The organism is Pelagicoccus mobilis (assembly GCF_016595505.1).
Lineage (GTDB): Bacteria > Verrucomicrobiota > Verrucomicrobiia > Opitutales > Opitutaceae > Pelagicoccus > Pelagicoccus mobilis.
In genome coordinates this window covers 117,553-138,525 of the sequence record NZ_JAENIL010000013.1, presented here as the reverse complement: position 1 = coordinate 138,525, position 20,973 = coordinate 117,553, and the positions used below count along the sequence as shown (strand labels likewise).

The window sequence follows — 20,973 nt, the reverse complement described above, 5'->3', positions numbered from 1 at the left end:
TCGCGTGACAAGCACGCTCCCACGTTTAATTGACCTACTACAACTTCAGTTCCTTATCGTCAGCTCCTGGAGCGAAGTTGCTTTCGAAGATTTGTGTGCCAGTCACATGCTGGCCTCGACCCCAATCAACTTCGACACGACCATCGCCTAGCACGATATCAACAAGCTTCTCCTTCATGGCCTTAGCGATTTCCGAATACTCTTTGTTGTAAGCCAGATTGTTAACCTCTCCTGGATCGCTAGGCATATGGTAAAGGGCGGCATCCAATTCCTTATACGAAGCCTGCCTTGCCCAATCGAAGTTTTTTCCACGCTTTTTGTCGGGGCGCGTCTGCATCGAGAACACATAGTCTTTCGTACGAATGAAAGCCCTCGGCCCCGTAACCGCGTGGCTTTCACCGATCACATAGTCGCGAGCTTTGGCAACGCCAGAGGCGACTTCTGCGAGGTCGAATCCATCGAGATAGGCATACTTCTTGGCATCGAGATTCGCACCTCCGGCAGCCAAGGCTGTCGGGGCGATATCGACAAACTCAGTAAACTCGCGAACCACCTTACCTGCTGGAAAGCTCTTCTTGTCAGAGGAAACAACTACAATCGGATTGTGACTGTCCACATCCCAAGGAGTGAACTTCGACACTGAACCATGGTCGTTCAATTTCCAGCCGTGGTCTCCACATACATAGATGATCATCCACTCTTGATTTTGTGACTCACTGTATTCGATGAAGTCGTCCGCAGCTTTGCCAACGAGGTCATCGCCATAGGCGCAGAACGCATAGTAATCCTGAATCATCTTCTGCTTTTCTTCCTCGGAAAAATCATCGCTCCAACCCATTGCAACCTGCTTTCGAAGCTGCTTCGGCATCTTTTCTAACTCTTCCTCGTGAACCTCAGGAATCTTGTAGGTGTACTTCTGGAAACGCTCTCTATAATCGGCGGGCGGGAGCACTGGCGTATGCGGAAAGTCGAAACCGAGATGCAAGAACAGAGGCTTCGATGGATCGACACCCTTTACCGTCTGCGTCCCTACTTTGAAAGTCTGGTTCTGCTTCTCCAGCATGTCAGCCATCACCGTGGTGTACCAACCATCACGAGTCTTTCCAGCCGGTTGAGAACTGACTCCCGAGAGGATCATACCGTTGTCCGGCCGCTTTGGCTTCTTATCATTATACTGACGCAGCAAATCGTACTTCTCCATGGTCGCTTCAGCAGAACCAGCGTACTGCGGCAGCATCTCTTCGAGTTCTTTAGAGGCGTATTCAAATTTCCCTTCAGGCGTTACAAAGAATCGAATCTGCAAGCGTTTCTTGAGCTTGATTCCATCAATTTCGGAAAACCAGTCCTTACCCCAACCGGTAAAGCCATCCTTGTGCATCTGCTTGAAATTGACAGCGCTCTGGTAGAGTTCCGCCTTGGCAGTCTTCTCTCCACGGATCGTCCGCAAGCGTACCCCTAGCTTGCCTACGTGAACCGTCTGGTAGCCGAGATCTGCCATCTGCTCGGGCAAGGAAGGTTGCCAGTGCTCGGCACTGTTGTTGTGGTATTCAAATTCATATACACCTGAACGGAAGGGATAACGTCCGTAGTGCATGGAAGCGCGTGACGGCGCACACCCTTGGGCTTGACAGTACGCATTGATGAAAGTCGTACCCATGGCCGCCAATCGGTCAGTCTGGGGCGACTCCACATATCCAAGCGGGCTCATCTCCTTGCCCGAAAGCATCTTGTTAAACGCTCGAACAGAATCGTAACGGTGATCATCCGTAACGATCCAGAGAACATTCGGCTGCTTCAGTTTAGCGCCAAACGCGACGGTGGCTCCCCAGGAAATCGTAAGCCCCAATGCGGCGACCAAGCAAAGAGATGTCTTTTTCATATTCTAAATTCTAAAAATTCCTTCGAGCTTCCGGACTGTACCCAGACTGCTTTGCTCTTTCGGGAACGGCAGACTCGTAAAACTCGGAACGCTTTCCGTGGTAGTCCTTGTAGCCTAGTAGCCTGCACGCGACATTCGCTTCGTTCCACTCTTCCCAAAGCTTAAACAGTTCCATAGCTCTCTCAGGATGGGCGGCTAGGATGTCGTTCCTCTCCGAAACATCGTCCGGCAAGTGGTACATCTGCGGCTGCTTCGACTTTGGATCGAGCAGGTACTTGTCTCCATTTGAAGCAAGAACCGACCAGTTTTTTCCGTCTCCACCGCGCCAAAACAGAGCCTCGTGCGGAGCTCCTTTTTCTTCTCCGCTCAGGTAAGGAACAAGGTCGACTCCCTCCATTGCCGGAACGGACAAGGCCTCTCCACCCGCAACTGCCACCGCTGTCCGAGCGATGTCGATAGCGATAACTGGATAGTCATAAGTGATCCCGCCTTTGATTTTCGCCGGCCAAGACGCGATGAACGGCACGTGCACGCCGCCATCGTAGAAGTTGCCCTTCCCTCCACGGAACGGACCATTCTTCGACGCATTCCCCCCTTTGGGAGAGGTTTTAGAAGGCTGCGGGCCGCCATTGTCACTCGTGAAGAAAACAAGCGTATTCTCGCGAAGCCCATTTTCTTCGAGCGCCTGCATCACTTCTCCGATACCACGGTCCATTACATCAATCATCGCCGCATACGCCCGACGCTTCTTGTCATCGATATGTGAATACCGGTCCAGATCCTCTTTCGGGGCCTGCAAGGGTTGGTGCGGAGCATTGTAGGAAACGAAGAGGAAGAACGGATTATCCTTGTTGTCTTGGACAAATCGAACCGCATCTCGACTCAAAGCAGTGGTCAAATAACCTTCGAAATCCGCTGGACGCTTGTTGCGAACCAGCCCCTGCAGGTAGCCTTCCTTTACCGGCTTGGACAGGTCAATTTTGAAGTAGTCGTGCCCACCTCCAAGAAATCCGTAGAAGTAGTCGAAACCTCGGTTGTTAGGATGAAAGTCCTCCGCTGCTCCCAAATGCCACTTACCAATGCAACCCGTGACATATCCAGCGTCTTGCATACGGGCGGGAAAGAGCTTCTCACCCACGTCAATCCCAGCCAACGGATTTGCAGGATCGTACGCCGGATTGGTTTCGAATCCGAAACGGTGCTGGTACCGGCCCGACAAAAAGGCAGCACGGCTCGGACCGCAGAATGCATGATTTGCATACCCCTGCTTGAACACCACTCCACTCTGGGCGAGACGATCCAAATTAGGGGTGAGAATATCGGTCGCTCCAGTAAAACCTGCGTCCGCATAGCCCATGTCATCCGCCATAAAAACGATAACATTCGGCTTCTCAGCATAGGCTGAGAACAGTGCCCCGAAAAACAGTGCAGCAAGTATCCACTTCATAGTTACGCCTCCTTAAGACTTCGTTTTACGAGCGTAACGAGGGAACTTCTTCTTCCCCAATTGTGAAGGAACTCCAGGAGCTTCATGCTCGTCGTAATAGAGGTCGAACTCAGGCAATATCTCCAGCAACTCTTCGCGTTCCTCACGGTGTGTTTCCAGAACCGAGTTCCAATTCTTGATCTCAGAAAAGCTGATCAAATCATCGGGAGACTCCGCCACATTCCACCACTTGTCGCGACCATCCTTCAAAACCTTTTGGCCACGAATCAATTGCTCCGGCCCCCGGTGAGCATAGATCCACTGGCGGTGCTCCGGCTTGTCCGAAAATAGGAACGGTACAACACTTTCGCCATCCACTGCATAGTCCTTGGGAATCTCAAAACCAACGAGCTCAGCAACCGTCGGCATGATGTCCGCCACGCTCATCAGTACATCCTGCTCTCCCTGCTTCTTCATACCTGGGGCGTAGATGATCATCGGAATGTGACAGCCCTTTTGCTTCTCCCCAGAGTTCTTGCCGTATCCGCTTGTGCCGTTATCCGCACAGATGATGATTACGGTATTATCCGCTTCGCCCATCTCCTCTAGCTTCTGCTGGTACTGCCAAATCTGGTAATCGATGTAATTAACGTGGTTGTGAATCCCTGAAGGTGTCACGGTGCCGTGGGTATTGTAGTTACCTTCATCCCCCGTAATCCTTGGTTGGATACGCTTATATTTTTCACCATCCCAGCGAACGATCGGAGTTCCTGGCCACTTGCTCTTCGACTCTGGATCGAACCAATTGAACGCATCGTGACCAAGGTGAGTTGTATGATAAATCAGGAATGGTTTCCCTTCCTCGTGCTTACGCTCCATGAAGTCGAGGGTGAATTCCATCTCCACATCCGGCCCATAGGTGTGCAAACCAAACTCCTTGCGCGATTTCTTGGTATTGGGCCACCAGACCGTCTTCCCCGCATCAGTGGGATGGTTCATCAATTTCACGTGCGGGTACCAGTACCAACCGTGCTGCCAATAGGTGTCGGCCACTTTTCCCGTGTCGACATTGATCAGAGTTTTCTCGCCGTTGATCTTTTGGTACTCGTGCTTGAAATCTGTATACGGATTATCTTGGTCCGATAGCCCACCAGGTGTGAAGCACCCTTCGTCAAAGCCGTGCTTGGCATATTCACCTGCCATCTGCGTTTTTCCTGCCCAGTACGTTCCATAACCGGCTTTCTGGGCTACGTGTCCCAGCAGCAAAGGAGAGCTCTCATAGACCGGCCAAGTACCCATTTTTCCACGATCATCGATCGAGACGCCCTTGTCCTTGTTATTCCACCACTTGTGGATGTAAGCGTAACGACCGCTCATCATCATCGCCCGGCTGGGATTACACACGCAAGCCGCCCAGGCGGTCTTGATCCAAACGCCTTGCTCGGCCAAGCGATCCATAACCGGAGTCTTCGCGCGGTAAATCGGATCCGTCGTGTCTTCCCGCATCGGATCTGTCCACACTTTCGATCCATATATCGGAAACTCACGCGCGCTGATGTCATCCGCGTAGTAAATGATGATGTTCGGCTTGTCCGCCGCCTTTAGCGTCGCGGCGACTGCCAATAGTCCCAACAAGAGGATCTTCTTCATAAATCGTTTCTACTCCTTAGTAATCTTTAGCGGGATTTGCATGTTGAAGGACTGACGAACGTTGTTCTCGTCATAGATATCCGTCGCGCAGAGCAAGGCAACCGGCTCTCCGTTCTCGATGAACACCTGCGGGCGTTCCAAGTGATCAAACTGCTGCACCACTCCATCTTCCCAAGTCACGATACGCTCCGATATCTCGAAATGCTTGGCCTGCTGCCAATCGAAGCCGTCGAACGAATCGTAGTGCACCAGCGAGAAGTGTCGCTTGTGACCGATGTGTTTGATCCGCTTCACAATCGCTCGGTATTTGCCGTCCTGATACCAGATGTACGGATCCTCCGCAGGAAAGCGCTCTCCCTCGAAAGTGAAGATCGGCTTCTCGAATTTTGTGAACGGCCCAGTCGGGCTGTCCGCGGTCGCGATTCCATGAACAACGGGTCCACCTTTTGGTAATTCGACTTCTTTACCCACCGCCTTGTAGACCATTAGGAATCTTCCGTCCGGCCCACGACAGATCGATGGGTTTGAAGTCATCAGACTGTCGATAGCGTCGTCATTCGGACTGATATCGAGCACTGGTGTGTCAAAACGCTTCCAAGGACCCTCTGGACTATCGGCCACAGCGACACCGATACGCTGGTTGTTGCGATGCAGCCAATTGAGCTTGTGCTTACCCGGCACGCCGACGATCTGACCGTCACCCGTGTTGCCCATGTAGTAGAGGTAATATTTCCCGTCGAATTTATGGATCGTCGGGTTATGGGTGCAGAGGCCATCCCAGTGCTCCGCCCCTCTCACCGGCAACGCCACGTCCTTAAACTCAAATGGCCCAAACGGAGATTCGGACACAGCGTGGGCGATCTCAGAGTGTGTAACCCACGCCCAGCCTATGTCCTTTGGCCACCGCGAATAGAACATGTGATACAAGCCGTCCTCACCTTTAACGAGCGACCCACCCCATACGCTCTTGTCCTCATGCTTGAAAACCGATCCTCGAGAAACCTCACCAAACTCAATCCGAAAGTCGGGGGCGATGCTTTCTTCGTCGCACGAGGTCACGAGCAAGAGCGAGACGATCGAGATGGCCGCCGACAGGAGACATTTCAGAAAGGTGCGGCTGAGTTTCATAGAGTTCTGTTGCTGAAAATGAAGGCGGCGCCAGACCGGCTAAAGCTGGCGCCGCAACTACAACCCGTTCCTATATCTATAAGGAATTGGGAAATTCTGTCGCTTCAGGTGACTCTCGGTTCACGAAAACCGTCGAAGGCCACGAAGCAGTATTTGGGGAGAGTGTTGTTGGGAGTTTGCGGGGTTACACCTCCTCGCTCGTTAGAGCCTTCAATGAGGAAGTCCGATGTTGTGCCAAACACATTAGCGAAAAGGCCATCCAAACGCCTTAAGCAGGGTAACACTTTTCAGGAACCTTGTGTCGTTACACAATAACCTAATACCCTACAGCAACTTACAAACCAGGTTACCCGTAGGAATTAATCTGCGACTCTGCACAATCCGTCCTAAAAGTGACACTCTGGTCAAGTGCTCGTCGGGCGTTTCCCCTCCTTCGCCATATACTGGGTAGGCGTCATTCCGTACTCTCGCTTGAAGCGATTCGAGAAATAATTGGAGTCGTTGAAACCGACCAGGTTGCTGATCTCGATTACCGAGAAGGAATTGTTCTTCATCAGCTGAGTGGCCCGTTTGAGCCGGATCGTCGCGATGAAATCGGACGGAGTCTGCCCAATCAATGCCTTCAGTTTTCGGTACAAAGTCACGCGCGACATGTGCAAGGCCTCCGCTAGCAACTCGACCGAAAACTCGAAATCTTGCATGTGATCCTCCACGATTCCGATCGCCTTCTCGAGGAGCTTTTCGTCGAGCGAAGTCGCTGTCACCTCCTTCGGCGTCAACACTTGCTGCTGCACGAAACGCTCCCGAAGCGCTTGCCTCGAAGCCAACAGATTTCGGATACGCAATACAAGCAGCTCCGTTTCAACCGGCTTTGACAGGTAATCATCCGCCCCCAGTTCCAGACCATGAATATGGCTCTGCAGGGAGGACTTGGCCGTCAGCATAATCACTGGAATATGACTGGTAAGACGCTCCGTCTTGATATGGCGACAGAACTCATGCCCATCCATTTCCGGCATCATCACATCGGTAACAATCAAGTCCGGCGACTCCTTTCGGGCGACCTCCAAGCCCTCACGCCCATCCTTCGCTTCGATCGTCGCAAACTCCTCGCCGAGCTCTTCCGAAAGGAAACTCCTGATATCGGGATTATCATCCACAAGCAGGACGAGCGGCTTGTTGCCACGGGAAACCTGAGACGCTTTTTCCTCAACCTGAGCATCTGGCTCCAGCTTTTCATCGGCCTCCTCGCTCGCGCCTGCGTCTAGCTCAGGTTCCTCGTGCTGCTTAAGATCCTCTTCCGCCTCAATCGACGGCAAGCGAACCGTGAAACGCGTTCCTCCACCCTCTCCATTGATCGGGCTCTCCACCTCGATCGTTCCGCGACAAACCCGCACCAACTCGTTTACCAGAGCGAGACCAATTCCGGTCCCCTTAGCGGCCTGCTTCGACTTGCCTCCGACTCGATAGTAGGGATCAAAAATTCTGTTCTGATCTTTGGTAGGAATTCCTAGACCGGTATCCTCTACACGAATCACACCGATTTCACCTGAGCTCGCACGGGCCCCAGCGTCCACTTCCAAGCGGATCTTGATCGTGCCGCAATCAGGGGTGTATTTCACGGCATTGGAAACCAGATTATCCAAGATCTTCTGCAGCTTATCCGTATCCAAAAAAGCGATCCAGCTCTCCTTCTCGCATTCGAAAATCAGATCCTGAGCCTTTTGATCCGCCATCGCCCGGTAAGTCGGGATCGAATCACCCACAAAACCAACCAGATCCACACGCGAGGCTTCGACCCGCACGCCGCCCATTTCAACCTTCTGAAACTCTAGCAACTGATTCACCAAGCTAAGCATCTTTCGAGCATTGCGACTGGCGATCTCCATAGACCCCTTCGTCTTGCTATCGGACGCGCGTTTCAAAGTGCTCTCAACAGGACCCAAAATCAGCGAAAGCGGAGTCTTCAGCTCGTGCGAGATCTGCGTGAAGAACCAGAGCTTAAAATCGCGACTTTCCATCATATGCCGCATCCGCATCCGAATCATGGCATAGATCAATCCCGCAATCAGCAAGACCACCGCAACCTCTGTCGCGATGAACCAAGGTCGTTTCCACAAGGCAGGTACTACGGCGATGGATACTCGTGCCGGTGACTCATCCACATTACCATCCAAGTCTCGCGACCGCACTTCCACAACATGCGACCCAGTGGCGAGCTCCAACAGAAAGGTCTCCTTCTCTTTGGCGAAGGCAGTCCATTCACCCGCATCTACTCGATATGAAAACTCCAAGTCATCCTCAGGAGTCTCGTTCCAAAAGTCCTTGCCGCTCCACTCAAGCTTAACGTTGCCCGGCTCATGCAACTCGATGTCCTTCGAATGAAGCGTCGTTTCTGGCCCGTTCGCATTTCCTTTGAAACGCACGCTCATGTTTTCGTACACGCGGTTCTTCGGCATCGGATTGTATTCCGATCCTCTGAAAAACCAGCTCCGGGTCGCTATATTCACCCAGATCGCCCCGTCCTTGGCAGCACGCAGAGTTCCCGCCTCCCGGTCAAATCCCAGTTCCTCCGGCAGAACGTGAGTCGTCCACGTGACCCCATCGAACCGGCTAATCCCCATCGACGTACCGGCCAGCAAATGGCCCTGCTGATCGAGAGCGAGATTCGCCACTGACTCGCTCGCCAGCCCACTCTCTTCGTTGAACAAGTCAACTTGATCCCCATTCAAACGGAAAATGCCCTTCCCATAAACGGCCGACCAAATCTGGTTTTGCGAGTCCAAGACGATATGGTCGATCCAACGAGAATTGTCCTCTACCGGCAACTCGATCCGTTCCAACTCCCCTTTTCGATGACGATAGAGATAACGCCCTCCTGTATAAAGGTCCCCAACCCTGTCCTCCACAATAGACACGACACGGTTCACAAACGCCTTCGCCGGGATCACCTCTGCCCTGTATCCATTATCCACAGACCGATATTTCACCAATCCCCCGCGCTTATCAGGACTAGGTGCAGTGAGTTCATGACCTGAGCCAAACAACATCTGTCCCAGCTTGTTTTCGAACGCCGACAAGTGACTGATCATACTCCCGAGCTCAGGATAGAGATCGACATTCCATTGGTTTCTCCGCTTCCAGCCGACGGCGGCCTGCCCCTCATGCGCTCCCGCAACCCACACCGTGTTGCGCGAGTCGCAAAAGACGACCAAAGGAAGGTCGATCACTCCGTCCTCTTTCGAATACTCGGTCCATTCTCCTGTATCCAAATTTTCAAAAACAAGTTCGCCACCACTCGCGATATACCAGCGATTCCCGTCGGAATCTTCACACTGGAACATTAGATCGTGATAGCTCGACCAACGGTCTTGAGCCATATTGATGACAAAAAGCGGGGAGCTGTCTCCACCCACGATTAGCTTCCCTTCCGAGTTCGAATGCAACAGGCCGACCTTGCTCAGCGATCTCCCGAAATGCTCAGTCTTCCAGTCATGGGTTCTCCACACGCCATCATGGATCGAGAAGAGGTCCGTTCGGTCTCGCATCCAAACCGTGCCGTCCACGGTTACCGCCAAAGCCAGCAGAGAATCTCGGAACTCAATCCCTCTCGACGCCTCAACGAGATGCTCGTTTAGGTCTTCGTCGAACCAACGTACCGCGTACTCGCGCCCCGCGCTCGCGACCCAAACCCGGCCATCATGCCCCTTTGTGATATGGTGGATATTGAATCGAGTTCCCCCAGGCATAGCGTCGAGCACCTGGCGGTGACTCTTCCTAGAGGCCAATCGCCCATCCTCCACGTCTGTCACTACTACCCGGCCACCGCCGCCTTGGGCTATCCAGAGACGGCCGTGGTCATCTATCAACAAGCTCAGGATCGACCGCCCAAACCCTTCAACCGGTTTCACATCGTCCCCCACAACACGAAGCAAGCCCTTGTCCGTCCCTACCCAGACAGTGCCGTCAATCGTCCTCACAATCGAATTCTGGACCCGACGATTGAAACGTCGCTCGATCAACTGCTTCCAGGAATTTCCGTCAAAGTGCCAGAATCCATTGATCGACAAGACGTAAACATCACGGCCAAAAACGGCCACATCCTTGATCGACTCCTCCTCGAGCACCTGCTTGATCTCGAAGCCGTCATAGACGACCACCCCCGCGCTCGTGCCAAACCAATGACGGCCATCCTCTCCTTCATCAACGCAGTGAAGACGGTATCCCGAAAATGCTTCTACCCGATTCCATCGCCACGCTTCATCGAACGGATCAGGATGCTGCGGAGTGTAAGGTTTACCCGCCGCATCTAAACGTCCGACAAAGAGAGATAGGAAAGCGCACAGCAATAAACAGCTTCCAAACTTAAGGAAGACACATAACCGAGGCATGGGGTATTCGAACTTAAACATCCTAAAATCAAGGAGAAGCAAATCGCTCCATCACAACAGGACCTAAAACACACAAATTACAAATCCCAGTTTCCTCCCTCCTGAAACATGAAACCTACGTGTCGGAAAAAGACTGCCGTCTTCTGCATATCCAAAATCAAAAAGGGCATATCGCAACGCTCTTTCGTCTGATATGCTGACAACCGATAGCTCCACGAGCCCCGACTTTCATGTTAAACCAGACTGCCAAAGGCAAAGCTCCCACTACAATCTGCGGAGCAAGAGAACACGCCCCGCAAAGCTTGGGTGTGAAACTGGTTAGTATGGTCATTGGCGATCGCCAATAGCACGCAGCCTGCTCCCCAGATGAGCTGTGCCCTGTTCCAACGTGGAACTGAGGACTTGCTGCGTTAATCATTAAAGATAAGCGCTTTGCCCGATTTGAAATATCGGACGCCCTTGTTTAGATAAAGTCACTTCCTCCACGACAGCACCAAGCTGAAAGTCGCTGTCGCCCAATTACTCCAAGTATGAATTTCAAACTAGCATCCATCGCTATCGCTGGACTCGCATTCCTGCCTTTCATTAGCGCTGACAGTCCCGACATCGACCCAGCGAGCGATCCCAATGTACAACCCTACGGCAACACAGACGTTCATGGTTACCGTCTCACCTTTTCCGATGAATTCGAAGGTACCGAGGTCGACGAATCAAAATGGTATTACCGCACTGGAGCCAAACTCTGGAGCACCCAGCTTCCCGCCAACAACTCCGTATCCGATGGTCTCTTCCGTATTCACCTGAAAAAGGAACGTGTTGAGAAAAACGATACAGACTACACAGGCGGCGGCATCATCACCCACAAGCAATTCCGCTACGGCTACTACGAAGCCACCATGAAAGCCCCCAAAGGCCAAGGTTGGCACTCCTCCTTCTGGATGATGCGCGACGCCGTACTCGAGGAGCTTCCCCCTGGAACCATCCACATCGAACTCGATCCCGCTGAAAACGACTCCTCCGATCCTTACCACTACCAGATCGACTCCCACCGCTGGCTCCCCGCCGATCACCGCAAGTTCGGCACCAAACAAATCCACCCAAGCGTTCCTCTCTACGAATTCCAGGTCTACGGCATGGAGTTCACTCCGGAAGTTCTTCGCTACTTCTTCAACGGCGAACTCGTTGGCGAAACTGACGCTTCCATTTTCGCACACAATGACGTGAACGTCTGGCTCACCTGTCTGGCGGGCAAGCTCGGCAAGAAGACAACTGGCGTCGACGAATCACAACTCCCCTCCCAAACTCAATACCAGTACTTCCGCTTCTTCGAGAAGTCGCCACACGCCAGTGTCGAAATCACAAGCCCAAATCCAGGACATAGTATCCTAGTTTCCGATACTGACGAACACATCGACCTCACGGCTCAAGTCTCGCCTACCGAAGACGGCCTCGAAATCGATCTCGAGTGGAAAAAGCTAGAAGGCCCAGGTGAGGTCTCATTTGCGGACACTACTTCAGCGAAAACATCAGCAAGCTTCTCCAAGCCCGGTCACTATATCCTCGAATGCTCAGCGACCGTGGGCACTCACCGGACCGCGGCAGAGGTCAATATCTCTGTCGACGCGCCAGTCCTCCTCGAACTCAGCCACAAAGCACACGGCTACAACAATCCTGCCGTACACATCCGCGAAACCAAACCTACCGAAAACGCGGGGCAAGATAACCATTTCATGATCGGCAAGTGGCAAGGGAAACGCAGTCGCGGCCTCATCGAATGGGACCTTGATCGAATTCCCGCAGGTAGCACCATCGAAAGTGTCGATCTCAGTTTTTGGAGCGACGAAGGACTCGGCAAAGAAATCGGAAGCATAGAACTTCGTGAGCTCGAAGGAAGCTTCGTAGAAGGAGTGGGCGACGGGTGGCGCCTCCCCGAAATCGGCTCTGGAGCATCCTGGGTCTCTCGCACCGGTAAAGACACGTGGAAAAACGAAGGGGGTGACTTCGGTAAACAATCACTGTCACGAATCGACGGATACGAGCTTGAAACGCCTACTCGAAAAACCTTCAAGAGCACCAAGCGTTTCGTCAAAGCCGCGCAACGTGCTTTCGACGCTGGCAAGCCACTCGGCCTCGTCCTCATCTCTCCAGAAACGGAGGCCGGCAAGAACGCGTATGCACGCTTTGCATCCAACGACACACCTGCTAACTTACGGCCCGTACTGCGAGTTACCTACTCAAGGGGGACAGACCAGGCATCGATGAAGAAACCTAACGTACTCTTCATCGCGATCGATGACCTCCGGGCAGACCTCGGATGTTACGGTTCAGACATCGCGATCACGCCAAACATCGACGCCCTCGCAAGCCAAGGCCTCCGCTTCGACAATGCTTACTGCCAACAAGCGATTTGCGGTCCCTCTCGCGCCAGCATCCTTACCGGAGCTCGTCCCGACACCATCGGGATCACCCACAACTACGTTAAAATTCGCGACCTCAATCCTGACATTCTCACTCTTCCGGAACACTTCGGCAATAACGGCTACGACACCGTCTACGCAGGTAAAATTTACCACCACGGCGACATGCTCGAAGACACCTGGAACCGCCAGCCCTCTCGCCATAAACTCGATGACAAGAAAGTAAGCGAACTCAAGGGCTTCGCACTCAAAGAAAACCGAGACGTTACAGCCAAGTCCAAAAAAGAGATGTTCGAAAAATACGGTCCTGTCTCTCGATTTGGACTCGCGATGGGGCCCCCTTACGAAGCGGCAGATGTTCCAGATAATCGATACATAGACGGATACCATACCGACCTCGCCATCGCCACTCTCGAAGACCTTGTCGCGGAACAAAAAGGCTCCAATGCTAAGCCCTTTTTCCTGGCTCTCGGCATGAACAAACCACACCTCAACTGGATCGCCCCAAAAAAATACTGGGATCTCTACGAGCGCGATAAAATCCCCATGGCTACTCACACCGAGGCACCGAAGGACGGTCCTGCAATGGGTTTACACGCCTCTTTCGAACTTCGCGTTCGCCACTACATTCCCAAGGAAGGCGACTTCGATCCTGAGCTAGCGCGCACTCTCAAACATTCCTACCTCGCTTGTACGAGCTATGTCGACGCCCAGATTGGCCGCATGATCGACGCCCTAGACGAGTCCGGAGTTCGCGACAACACAGTCATCATTCTCTGGAGTGACCACGGTTTTCATCTAGGCGACATGGGAGTCTGGGGCAAGGCGACCAACTACGAACTCGCCACACGTGTCCCCTTCATAATCTGGACTCCAAGCATGTCGGAAGCAGCTCAAGGAGCTTCCACCGACGCCCTTGTCGAACTCGTCGACATGTATCCAACTCTCTGCGACCTCGCCGGAATAGAGAAACCAGAACACCTTGAAGGCTACAGCCTGACGCCACTGCTTCAAAACCCCGATCGCAATTGGAAGAAGGCAGCATTCAGCCAGTTTCCCAATCCCGCCCTCCGCGAATGGGGCGCCTTCCCTCTTCGTCCCGCTATGCGCGAAACCTTTTTCGGTCCGCTCATTACAGAAGTAGAGGGACGTATCAAAGAGCAGTTCGGCGACCAGTGGGATCGCGATCTCTTCGAAAACCGCCTCATGGGCTACGCGATGCGTACCGACCGTTACCGCTTCATCGCCTGGATCGATCGAGGAAGTCCTGACGCAGATCCAATCGCCATAGAGCTCTACGATCATAAAAACGATCCTCAAGAAACTCGCAACATAGCGAAACGTCGCCCCAAAGTCGTATCCAAACTACTAGCGCAACTCCAAACCGGCTGGAAAGGAAACCTGCCTAACTAGAGAATTAACTGTAGGGCGGGGCGCCGACCCGCCAGCCCTAAGTCGCCTCAACGCGACGACCTACAACAAACACAAGTCATGCAAATAGCAGACTACATCGTAATTTTCCTCTACATTCTAGGAATCGTAGGGGCCGGCATGGTCTTCGCAAAGAAGGTCAAAAGCTCCAAGGATATGTTCGCCGCGGGAGGCCAATCCCCATGGTGGGTGTCAGGTCTCTCTGGATTCATGACCATGTTTTCAGCAGGCACCTTCGTCGTTTGGGGAGGCGTTGCTTACCGCTATGGCTTCGTAGCAGTTGCCATCAACATGTGCTACGGCATCGCCGCTCTACTGGTCGGGCGATTCCTCGCAGCTTACTGGCGAAAGCTCGGCGTTAACTCTGCTTCCGAATTCCTTCAGCTCCGCTTTGGCAGTTCCATCGTTCAATTCTATACATGGTTCCAAGGAACAATCGGAATCTTCGCAGTCGGCGGAGCCATCTACGCATTGGCAAAGGTAATCTGCGCGCTGATGCCACTCCCCGAAGGCCATCTCCTTGCAGATCCGGAAACCGGTCTCCTCTCAGTTCCCTTCACCTCCGTTGCTCTCTGCTTGATCGTCATCGTCATCACCTTCGCCGGCGGGCTCTGGGCGGTGCTAATGACCGATGTATTACAATTTGTGATACTCGTCGTCTCGGTAACCTTCGTCGTACCCTTGATCCTCATTGAAGCCGGAGGTTGGGACGCTTTCGTCTCGAAGGCACCCCCAGGATTCACCTCCCCCATCGCCGCCGACTTCACTTGGTGGTTCCTAGCCGGCTGGATCATAATCCACTTCTTCAAGATCGGTGGCGAATGGAGTTTCGTCCAGCGCTATACCTGCGTCCCAACCGCTAAGGATGCAAAGAAGGCCGCATACATTTTTGGAGCGATGTACCTCATCAGCCCACTTTTCTGGATGTTGCCCGCACTTGTCTTCCGCACGATTCAGCCAGATGCCGACACCGAGCAGGCTTATATCCTCGCCTGCAAGCTCGTACTTCCGGCCGGAATGATGGGACTTATGATCGCGGCGATGGCCTCCGCCACTGCGAGTGCCGCCACCTCCCAGCTGAACGTCTTCGCCGCCGCCTTCACCACCGAAGTCTACCACAGGTTCATCAACAAAGACGCTTCCGAGACACAACTCGTATTCGTCGGACGTATACTCACCGCCATTCTCGGACTCGTGGTAATCGGCGGATCCTTGCTGATCCCTCGCTACGGCTACACCAGTTTCATCCTGGACATCACAACCCTACTCACAGGTCCTTTGGTTCTACCAACGATCTGGGGACTCTTCTCCAAAAAGATCGGTATCAAGGCAGTCTGGAGTACCACGATGATCGGTTTTGTCGCTGCAGCTCTGGTTAAGTTCGGATTCCTTGGTCCTTGGGTTGCGGAACACCAACGGCTTGCCGACTTGTGCTCAGGTATCCTAGTACCGTTCTTCGTTCTTGTTATTCTCGAATTCACGATGAAGGGTGAGCACCCTGGCTGGGAACGCGTTGAAGCATCGAAACGTCAATTCCACGAGGCAGAGGCAGTCAAGTCCTCCACTCTCCCCGCGAAGATGGTCGCAGTTACGCTCGCAGGGATCGCCCTCGTCATGACCGTGCTCGCAGCGTTCAACTCCAAAGAAGCCAGCGTCCTACTAAGCTTCTCCCTAATCCTATTCGCCATCGTAGGCGTAGTTTACTTCTCGATACGAAAGAAATCAATTTAACCAGACGAAGGTGGGACGGCCGCTCCGCGGGTGTCCAATTTCAAAGCATGAACCAACAAGCAAACATCATCGATCTGAGCGACCGTTCCTCGGATCGATGGCTTCAAATGGGCACGGGCGAACGACAAACGCCCCAACGCAAAAAATCTTTCACTAGCGACGTCACAGTAATCGGTGGCGGCATGGCGGGCATTTGCGCAGCTGTGGCCGCAGCCCGCAACGGAGCGAAGGTCATCCTCGTTCAAGATCGCTCCGTCCTCGGCGGCAACGCCTCTAGCGAAATTCGTGTCATCGTTCACGGTGTAACAAAGCTCACCACCGGTCTCGCCGATCGTGAAACCGGCATTATAGAGGAGATCTTGCTGCACAATCGTTTCATGAATTCCCAGAACTCGTTCACAGTCTGGGACCACGTCCTCTACGACTTCGTCGTCCGTGAGCCTAACCTCACTCTCCTCTTCGACACTCAAGCCCTAAAGGCGAATATGGATGGAGACCGAATCGCGTCGGCTCGCTGCTGGCAAGGTCCGACTGAGACGGAAATCACCATCCATGCCAAACAGTTCATTGATTGCTCCGGAGACGGCCTCCTCGCGGCAACCTCCGGAGCCTACTATCGTACGGGCCGCGAAGCTCGTTCCGAGTTCAACGAAAGGTTCGCTCCTGAAAAGGCCGATGGTTGGACACTAGGAGCAACCATCCTGCTCTCTTCAGACGATATGGGCAAACCGATGCCCTTTAAGGCTCCCTCCTTCGCCATCCCTTACCATGGTGACGACAAACACTCCAGCAAAGGCCACGACGACCGTAGCATCATCCCTTTCCAGGAAGGATTCTGGTGGGTCGAGGTTGGAAGTGACTTCGACATCGTCGGAGACTTCGACGAAATCCGCCACAAACTTATGGGCTACGCGTATGGTGTTTGGGACTACGTTAAAAACTCAGGCAAGTATCCGGAAGCAGACAACTACGCACTCGGTTGGGTCGGCTCCGTTCCTGGTCGCCGCGAGTCGCGCCGATTCATTGGAGACTTCATCCTAAGCGAATCTGACTTGGTCGATCACAAGCACTTCGAAGATACCGTTGCCTTCGGTGGTTGGCCTCTCGATGAACACAACCCCGGCGGCATCGAAAACCTGGAGGATCCTCCTAGCTTCTGGCACTCCCACTTCGACAAGGTCTACGAAATCCCATACCGTAGTCTCTACTCAAAAAACGTATCCAATCTCCAATTCGCCGGCCGCAATGTCAGCGTTACGCATGTTGCCCTTTCCTCCACACGCCTGATGGCCACCTGTGCCACCATGGGCCAGGCAGTCGGGACTGCTGCTGCGATGTGCATCGAAAAAGGCATCACTCCTCGCGAACTGTCTGCCAACCACATCAAAGCGCTGCAGGAGCAGCTGCAACGTGACGACGCCTATATCCCGAATCATGCAGCGAGCGACGAGCAAAACCTCGCAAAGCAGGCCACTCGTATCGTGGCCAGCTCCACTTCTTCCGGTGATGTGAAACTGCTCCTCGATGGGGTGCCGCGCGACGAGCATGGACGCACCCACCACTGGGCTTCCCAAGGATTGAATGAACACCTTATCCTCGAATGGGCAGAATCAGTCGAACTCTCTCAAGTCCTGATCAAGTGCGACACAAACTTGCAGCGAAACATCATGATGCTGAAAACACCGCGGGACAGCGAAAACTATGCACCCGCCATCCCGGTTGAACTCCTCAAGTCTCTCGAACTCGAGGCGAAGATCGGGAAAAAATGGGTAAAGCTCGCTGAGATAGAAGAGAACACAACTCGCCTCATTAAGTTCAAATTCGAAAGCGTTAGAACCTCCACAATCCGTATCAATCTAAAGGATACCTACGGCTCCCCAAAAGTGAAGCTCTTCGAAATCCGCTGCTATCGCTAACGATTGGCGCGTACCCCTCGCCAAAGGAGGTAGGTGCCCAATCCGAAAAATATGGCTACGCCCGGACCGAAGGCCCAAGCAACGGATTGGTACACTCCGCTCTCTTGCTCGAGCACCCCTTCTTGATAGCCGATAAACCAGAGAAATACTCCCGAAACAGCTAGGCCTATCGCTCTCGCAAACTTGGTTGTGAGCCGCCAAAGACCATAGTAAGAACCGGTCAACGACATGTCGTTCTCTCTGCTATCACTTTCGATCACGTCGGAAAAGAGAGACTCCAGCAACACTACGCTAGCGACACTGAGACCGCCTAGGATAACCACAATAGCGACAGGAACCATACTCTGAGGCGGCAGCAAGGGGTACGCGACAGCCGTCAAAATCGATAGGCCTAAACTACCCCAAACGCAGCAACGCCCCTTGTTCCATCGCTTTCCCATCCAGACCCATACAGGCGTTGCGATCATAACGACAACAGACAAACCTATCAACGCCACCGCAACCTGCGAATCGGAAAACCCTAAGGTTCCTTTGTAGAATATGAGCGCGAGACTCGCATTCACTGCCCGTCCTATTGAGATGAATACAAAGGTTCCGATCACGACCAGAAACGCTTTGGAGCGAATACAGACACGCAAAACCGAGAGCATTTGAACCGGGCTTGATTCCGCTTGAGAGTTTCCCGAGCGTTTCCAAACCGCAGCAACCGCAAGCAGAACGAATACCCCGAGCGCGATCGCCAGCCAGTACGCAGAGGAGCTTCGGTTTTCCAGCATCCCCGCCGTGCCCAGCTCATCGACATCCTGCCCTGCCAACGCGGCTACGATCGGCGGGATACTGAGACCAACGATCAATCCCAGACCGCTAAAAACCAGACGCCAGCCAAAGTACTCCGAACGTTCTTGGGCATCCTTAGCGAGATCGTTGATTAGAGCCAGGTACGGAACAATGATTAATGTCACCGCCGTATTCAGAATCAGATACCAGCACAAAAGCCTGACTCCCAACTCTAGGTCCGTGCCTCCTTGAGCAGGTGAAAACAGGAAGACAAACGCGAGCATCGATATAGGGATGCCCAAAATAAGGTACGGCAGTCTCTTTCCACGAGAGTTTCGCGCCGGTGTCCGGTCCGAGATCCAGCCCATTAGAGGATCACTGATCGCATCCCAAATGACAGCAAGCGCGAGTGCAGCTCCTGCCCAGAGCGGATCAAGTCCAGCTCTTAGGTACAACTCCAACAGGTAGACCTGGAGCATGATCTCCATCGCGGTCAGTCCGACTTCGGCGGACCCATAGCCTGACTTCAGCCAGACCGGGGATTTGCGCTCATCTTTCAAAACTGCCGTAATCATCTACAGTTCTGACTACGGTCGAGCGAGCCGCGAACAAGAGACCAGCAATCTCAGGTTGGAACATAAAATTGTTCAACATCGATCCACCAGAGCACGCTAGTGTGGTGTAAGAGAAATCTGTTACAGATTTGCTCAAGCCACAGTTTCTGTGAGAAGCGGCCTTGTGCCGGGATCTAAATCGGAATAGTCGCGACATAAGGTCGCTTCCCACAATACGTGTTTAATGTAAGGAGCTTAGCTGACACTACAGTAGAAAGAGTGACCGCGGCACTCCGATAAGCGTCCTTCACCCTCGCCGATGGAAAACTCGAATAACTCCCACACCGAATCACCTCATCTCCTTTCTTTTGTAAACGCGACCTTTGGCCGCGCGAGTCCTCAGCGAACGCCCCGCTGCGCGCGCAGTTTTCTACGTAACGTTACGTTCAAAACTGCGCAACAGATGGGAGCGAGAGGGATTGGTTGCCTTGGTGAGCCTGACAGATCCTAGCTTGCCCTATCGGGACATGGGAACCATCGCCTCCTCATAGAAGTTACTCTGCTCGCATCTGATAGTGACCGCGAGAGTCGAACTGCACACGCAGTAACAAGTCCTTTCGGGCAAAAAATCCATTTTCGCTACCAGGCTTGAAGCGGGCATTCTTTACGAGCTTCAACGCGAGCTGTCCGGCCATGGGATCTGAGTCCGATAGGACAGTGTGGTCCACGCTGTAACCGTTGTCGTTGACGCCGACAGCGACAAGAACCTCTTCACCCGAAACCAAGTAGCTCAACTCTTTGGGTAGTCCTCCATCGGGAATCCGATCGATTTCCGGTTCACGACTTCCCGATCCACGAAGAGCAAGCGGACGAAGCCGTTTTTTGCCGAGCTGGAATTGAGTCGGTGCATAGTAGATCTCCCGGCCGCCCGAAAAGAAATGGTAGTGATACACTCCCTTGTTCAAGTCGTCGTAAACGAGCGTGGGGGTGATGCGCACGATGTCGGCTTTTCCTTCCTTTAAATCATCGATCTCAAAGGGAAGCAGAAACTCACGACCGTCCTGCGTGAAGAGTCGCAATACGACAAAGCAGTCCGTGTAATTTCGACTCGGCCTCACCTTCACGCTAAAGTCAAAGGTCGCCTTCCTCCCCTCTCGAATGACATTTCCGACAGGTCGGTTTATCTCCAAAAAACCATCGGCATAGGAGTCCGCCGCTTCGAAGTAGTAAGCGTTCGAAGCGACACTCTCTATCCCGAAGCCGAGGTCGACCACGCAAAGCGAATCGTTTAAAGCGAGCACACCTAGCTTCTCTTCCGCGGCAACCGGGTTCGGAATCGACAGCTGATGCTGAGCCGACAACGGGAAACCGATCAGGGAAAGGAGTGTAGGTAAAATGTAACGACGAAAAACTTGCTGGGCAGGCAAGCTCATGGGGTATGAGAGCATGGAAACGATCTCCTCGGATTGGGGTTTCGGAGAAAGTTTGATAAGTTAAGAAATTAAGATGCGCGCTTTTCATAGTTCCGCAAGTTTAGAAATTTCATTCATATTTCTCATGTCTAAACCAAAATCGATTTCTAGCAGTTCAGCGTCATCCCGAAGGTCGCGGCCGTTGTCCCAACGACCACTTCTGCAAAATGTGACCGTTGGGGACAACGGTCGCTACCTCTT

The 20,973-nt window shown here is 53.1% G+C and carries 10 protein-coding genes and 1 pseudogene; 4 read left to right on the top strand and 7 right to left on the bottom strand.

The features are described from left to right. Positions 1 to 37: 37 nt before the first annotated feature. From JIN87_RS08860 to JIN87_RS08840, 5 genes are all read right to left on the bottom strand, one after another. Entirely contained in the window at positions 38 to 1,879 is a 1,842-nt protein-coding gene (locus JIN87_RS08860; RefSeq protein WP_200355192.1) for a sulfatase-like hydrolase/transferase, read from the bottom strand. Positions 1,880 to 1,889: 10 nt separating this feature from the next. After that, positions 1,890 to 3,326, bottom strand: coding sequence for a sulfatase-like hydrolase/transferase (locus JIN87_RS08855; protein ID WP_200355191.1), 1,437 nt, complete (start codon positions 3,324 to 3,326; stop codon positions 1,890 to 1,892). A 12-nt stretch (positions 3,327 to 3,338) separates the two neighbouring features. Continuing rightward, complete coding sequence (locus tag JIN87_RS08850; protein ID WP_200355190.1) at positions 3,339 to 4,955, bottom strand: sulfatase-like hydrolase/transferase; 1,617 nt, start codon at positions 4,953 to 4,955, stop codon at positions 3,339 to 3,341. Positions 4,956 to 4,964: 9 nt separating this feature from the next. After that, a complete protein-coding gene (locus tag JIN87_RS08845) occupies positions 4,965 to 6,083 on the bottom strand; it encodes a glycoside hydrolase family protein (protein ID WP_200355189.1) in 1,119 nt (372 codons plus the stop codon). 404 nt (positions 6,084 to 6,487) lie between these two features. Beyond that, positions 6,488 to 10,474 (bottom strand): response regulator, encoded by a 3,987-nt coding sequence (locus JIN87_RS08840; RefSeq protein ID WP_200355188.1) that lies wholly within the window; start codon positions 10,472 to 10,474, stop codon positions 6,488 to 6,490. A gap of 530 nt (positions 10,475 to 11,004) precedes the next feature. Between JIN87_RS08840 and JIN87_RS28910 the strand changes: the two are divergent. The 4 genes and pseudogenes from JIN87_RS28910 to JIN87_RS08825 all read left to right on the top strand — a co-directional run. Further along, positions 11,005 to 11,658: pseudogene (locus JIN87_RS28910) on the top strand (glycoside hydrolase family 16 protein); the annotation flags it as partial. 1,074 nt (positions 11,659 to 12,732) lie between these two features. Then, positions 12,733 to 14,304, top strand: coding sequence for a sulfatase (locus JIN87_RS28905; protein WP_345780789.1), 1,572 nt, complete (start codon positions 12,733 to 12,735; stop codon positions 14,302 to 14,304). A 78-nt stretch (positions 14,305 to 14,382) separates the two neighbouring features. Further along, entirely contained in the window at positions 14,383 to 16,053 is a 1,671-nt protein-coding gene (locus JIN87_RS08830) for a sodium:solute symporter family transporter (RefSeq protein WP_200355186.1), read from the top strand. A 47-nt stretch (positions 16,054 to 16,100) separates the two neighbouring features. Further along, positions 16,101 to 17,969, top strand: coding sequence for an FAD-dependent oxidoreductase (locus JIN87_RS08825; RefSeq protein ID WP_200355185.1), 1,869 nt, complete (start codon positions 16,101 to 16,103; stop codon positions 17,967 to 17,969). On the opposite strand, the gene JIN87_RS08820 is transcribed toward JIN87_RS08825, so the two are convergent. Together JIN87_RS08820 and JIN87_RS08815 are read right to left on the bottom strand one after the other, a co-directional pair. Beyond that, complete coding sequence (locus JIN87_RS08820) at positions 17,966 to 19,321, bottom strand: MFS transporter (RefSeq protein ID WP_200355184.1); 1,356 nt, start codon at positions 19,319 to 19,321, stop codon at positions 17,966 to 17,968. The two genes, JIN87_RS08825 and JIN87_RS08820, sit on opposite strands and share 4 nt — an antisense overlap. A gap of 533 nt (positions 19,322 to 19,854) precedes the next feature. Next, positions 19,855 to 20,748: an energy transducer TonB gene (locus JIN87_RS08815; RefSeq protein ID WP_200355183.1), complete on the bottom strand. Its 894-nt coding sequence runs from the start codon at positions 20,746 to 20,748 to the stop codon at positions 19,855 to 19,857. Between the last annotated feature and the right edge of the window lie 225 nt (positions 20,749 to 20,973).

Bases quoted from the DNA above. Each gene is read 5' to 3' on its own strand.
- JIN87_RS08860 (WP_200355192.1), bottom strand. From the start codon at position 1,879: ATGAAAAAGACATCTCTTTGCTTGGTCGCCGCATTGGGGCTTACGATT.
- JIN87_RS08855 (WP_200355191.1), bottom strand. From the start codon at position 3,326: ATGAAGTGGATACTTGCTGCACTGTTTTTCGGGGCACTGTTCTCAGCC.
- JIN87_RS08850 (WP_200355190.1), bottom strand. From the start codon at position 4,955: ATGAAGAAGATCCTCTTGTTGGGACTATTGGCAGTCGCCGCGACGCTA.
- JIN87_RS08845 (WP_200355189.1), bottom strand. From the start codon at position 6,083: ATGAAACTCAGCCGCACCTTTCTGAAATGTCTCCTGTCGGCGGCCATC.
- JIN87_RS08840 (WP_200355188.1), bottom strand. From the start codon at position 10,474: ATGCCTCGGTTATGTGTCTTCCTTAAGTTTGGAAGCTGTTTATTGCTG.
- JIN87_RS28905 (WP_345780789.1), top strand. From the start codon at position 12,733: ATGAAGAAACCTAACGTACTCTTCATCGCGATCGATGACCTCCGGGCA.
- JIN87_RS08830 (WP_200355186.1), top strand. From the start codon at position 14,383: ATGCAAATAGCAGACTACATCGTAATTTTCCTCTACATTCTAGGAATC.
- JIN87_RS08825 (WP_200355185.1), top strand. From the start codon at position 16,101: ATGAACCAACAAGCAAACATCATCGATCTGAGCGACCGTTCCTCGGAT.
- JIN87_RS08820 (WP_200355184.1), bottom strand. From the start codon at position 19,321: ATGATTACGGCAGTTTTGAAAGATGAGCGCAAATCCCCGGTCTGGCTG.
- JIN87_RS08815 (WP_200355183.1), bottom strand. From the start codon at position 20,748: ATGCTCTCATACCCCATGAGCTTGCCTGCCCAGCAAGTTTTTCGTCGT.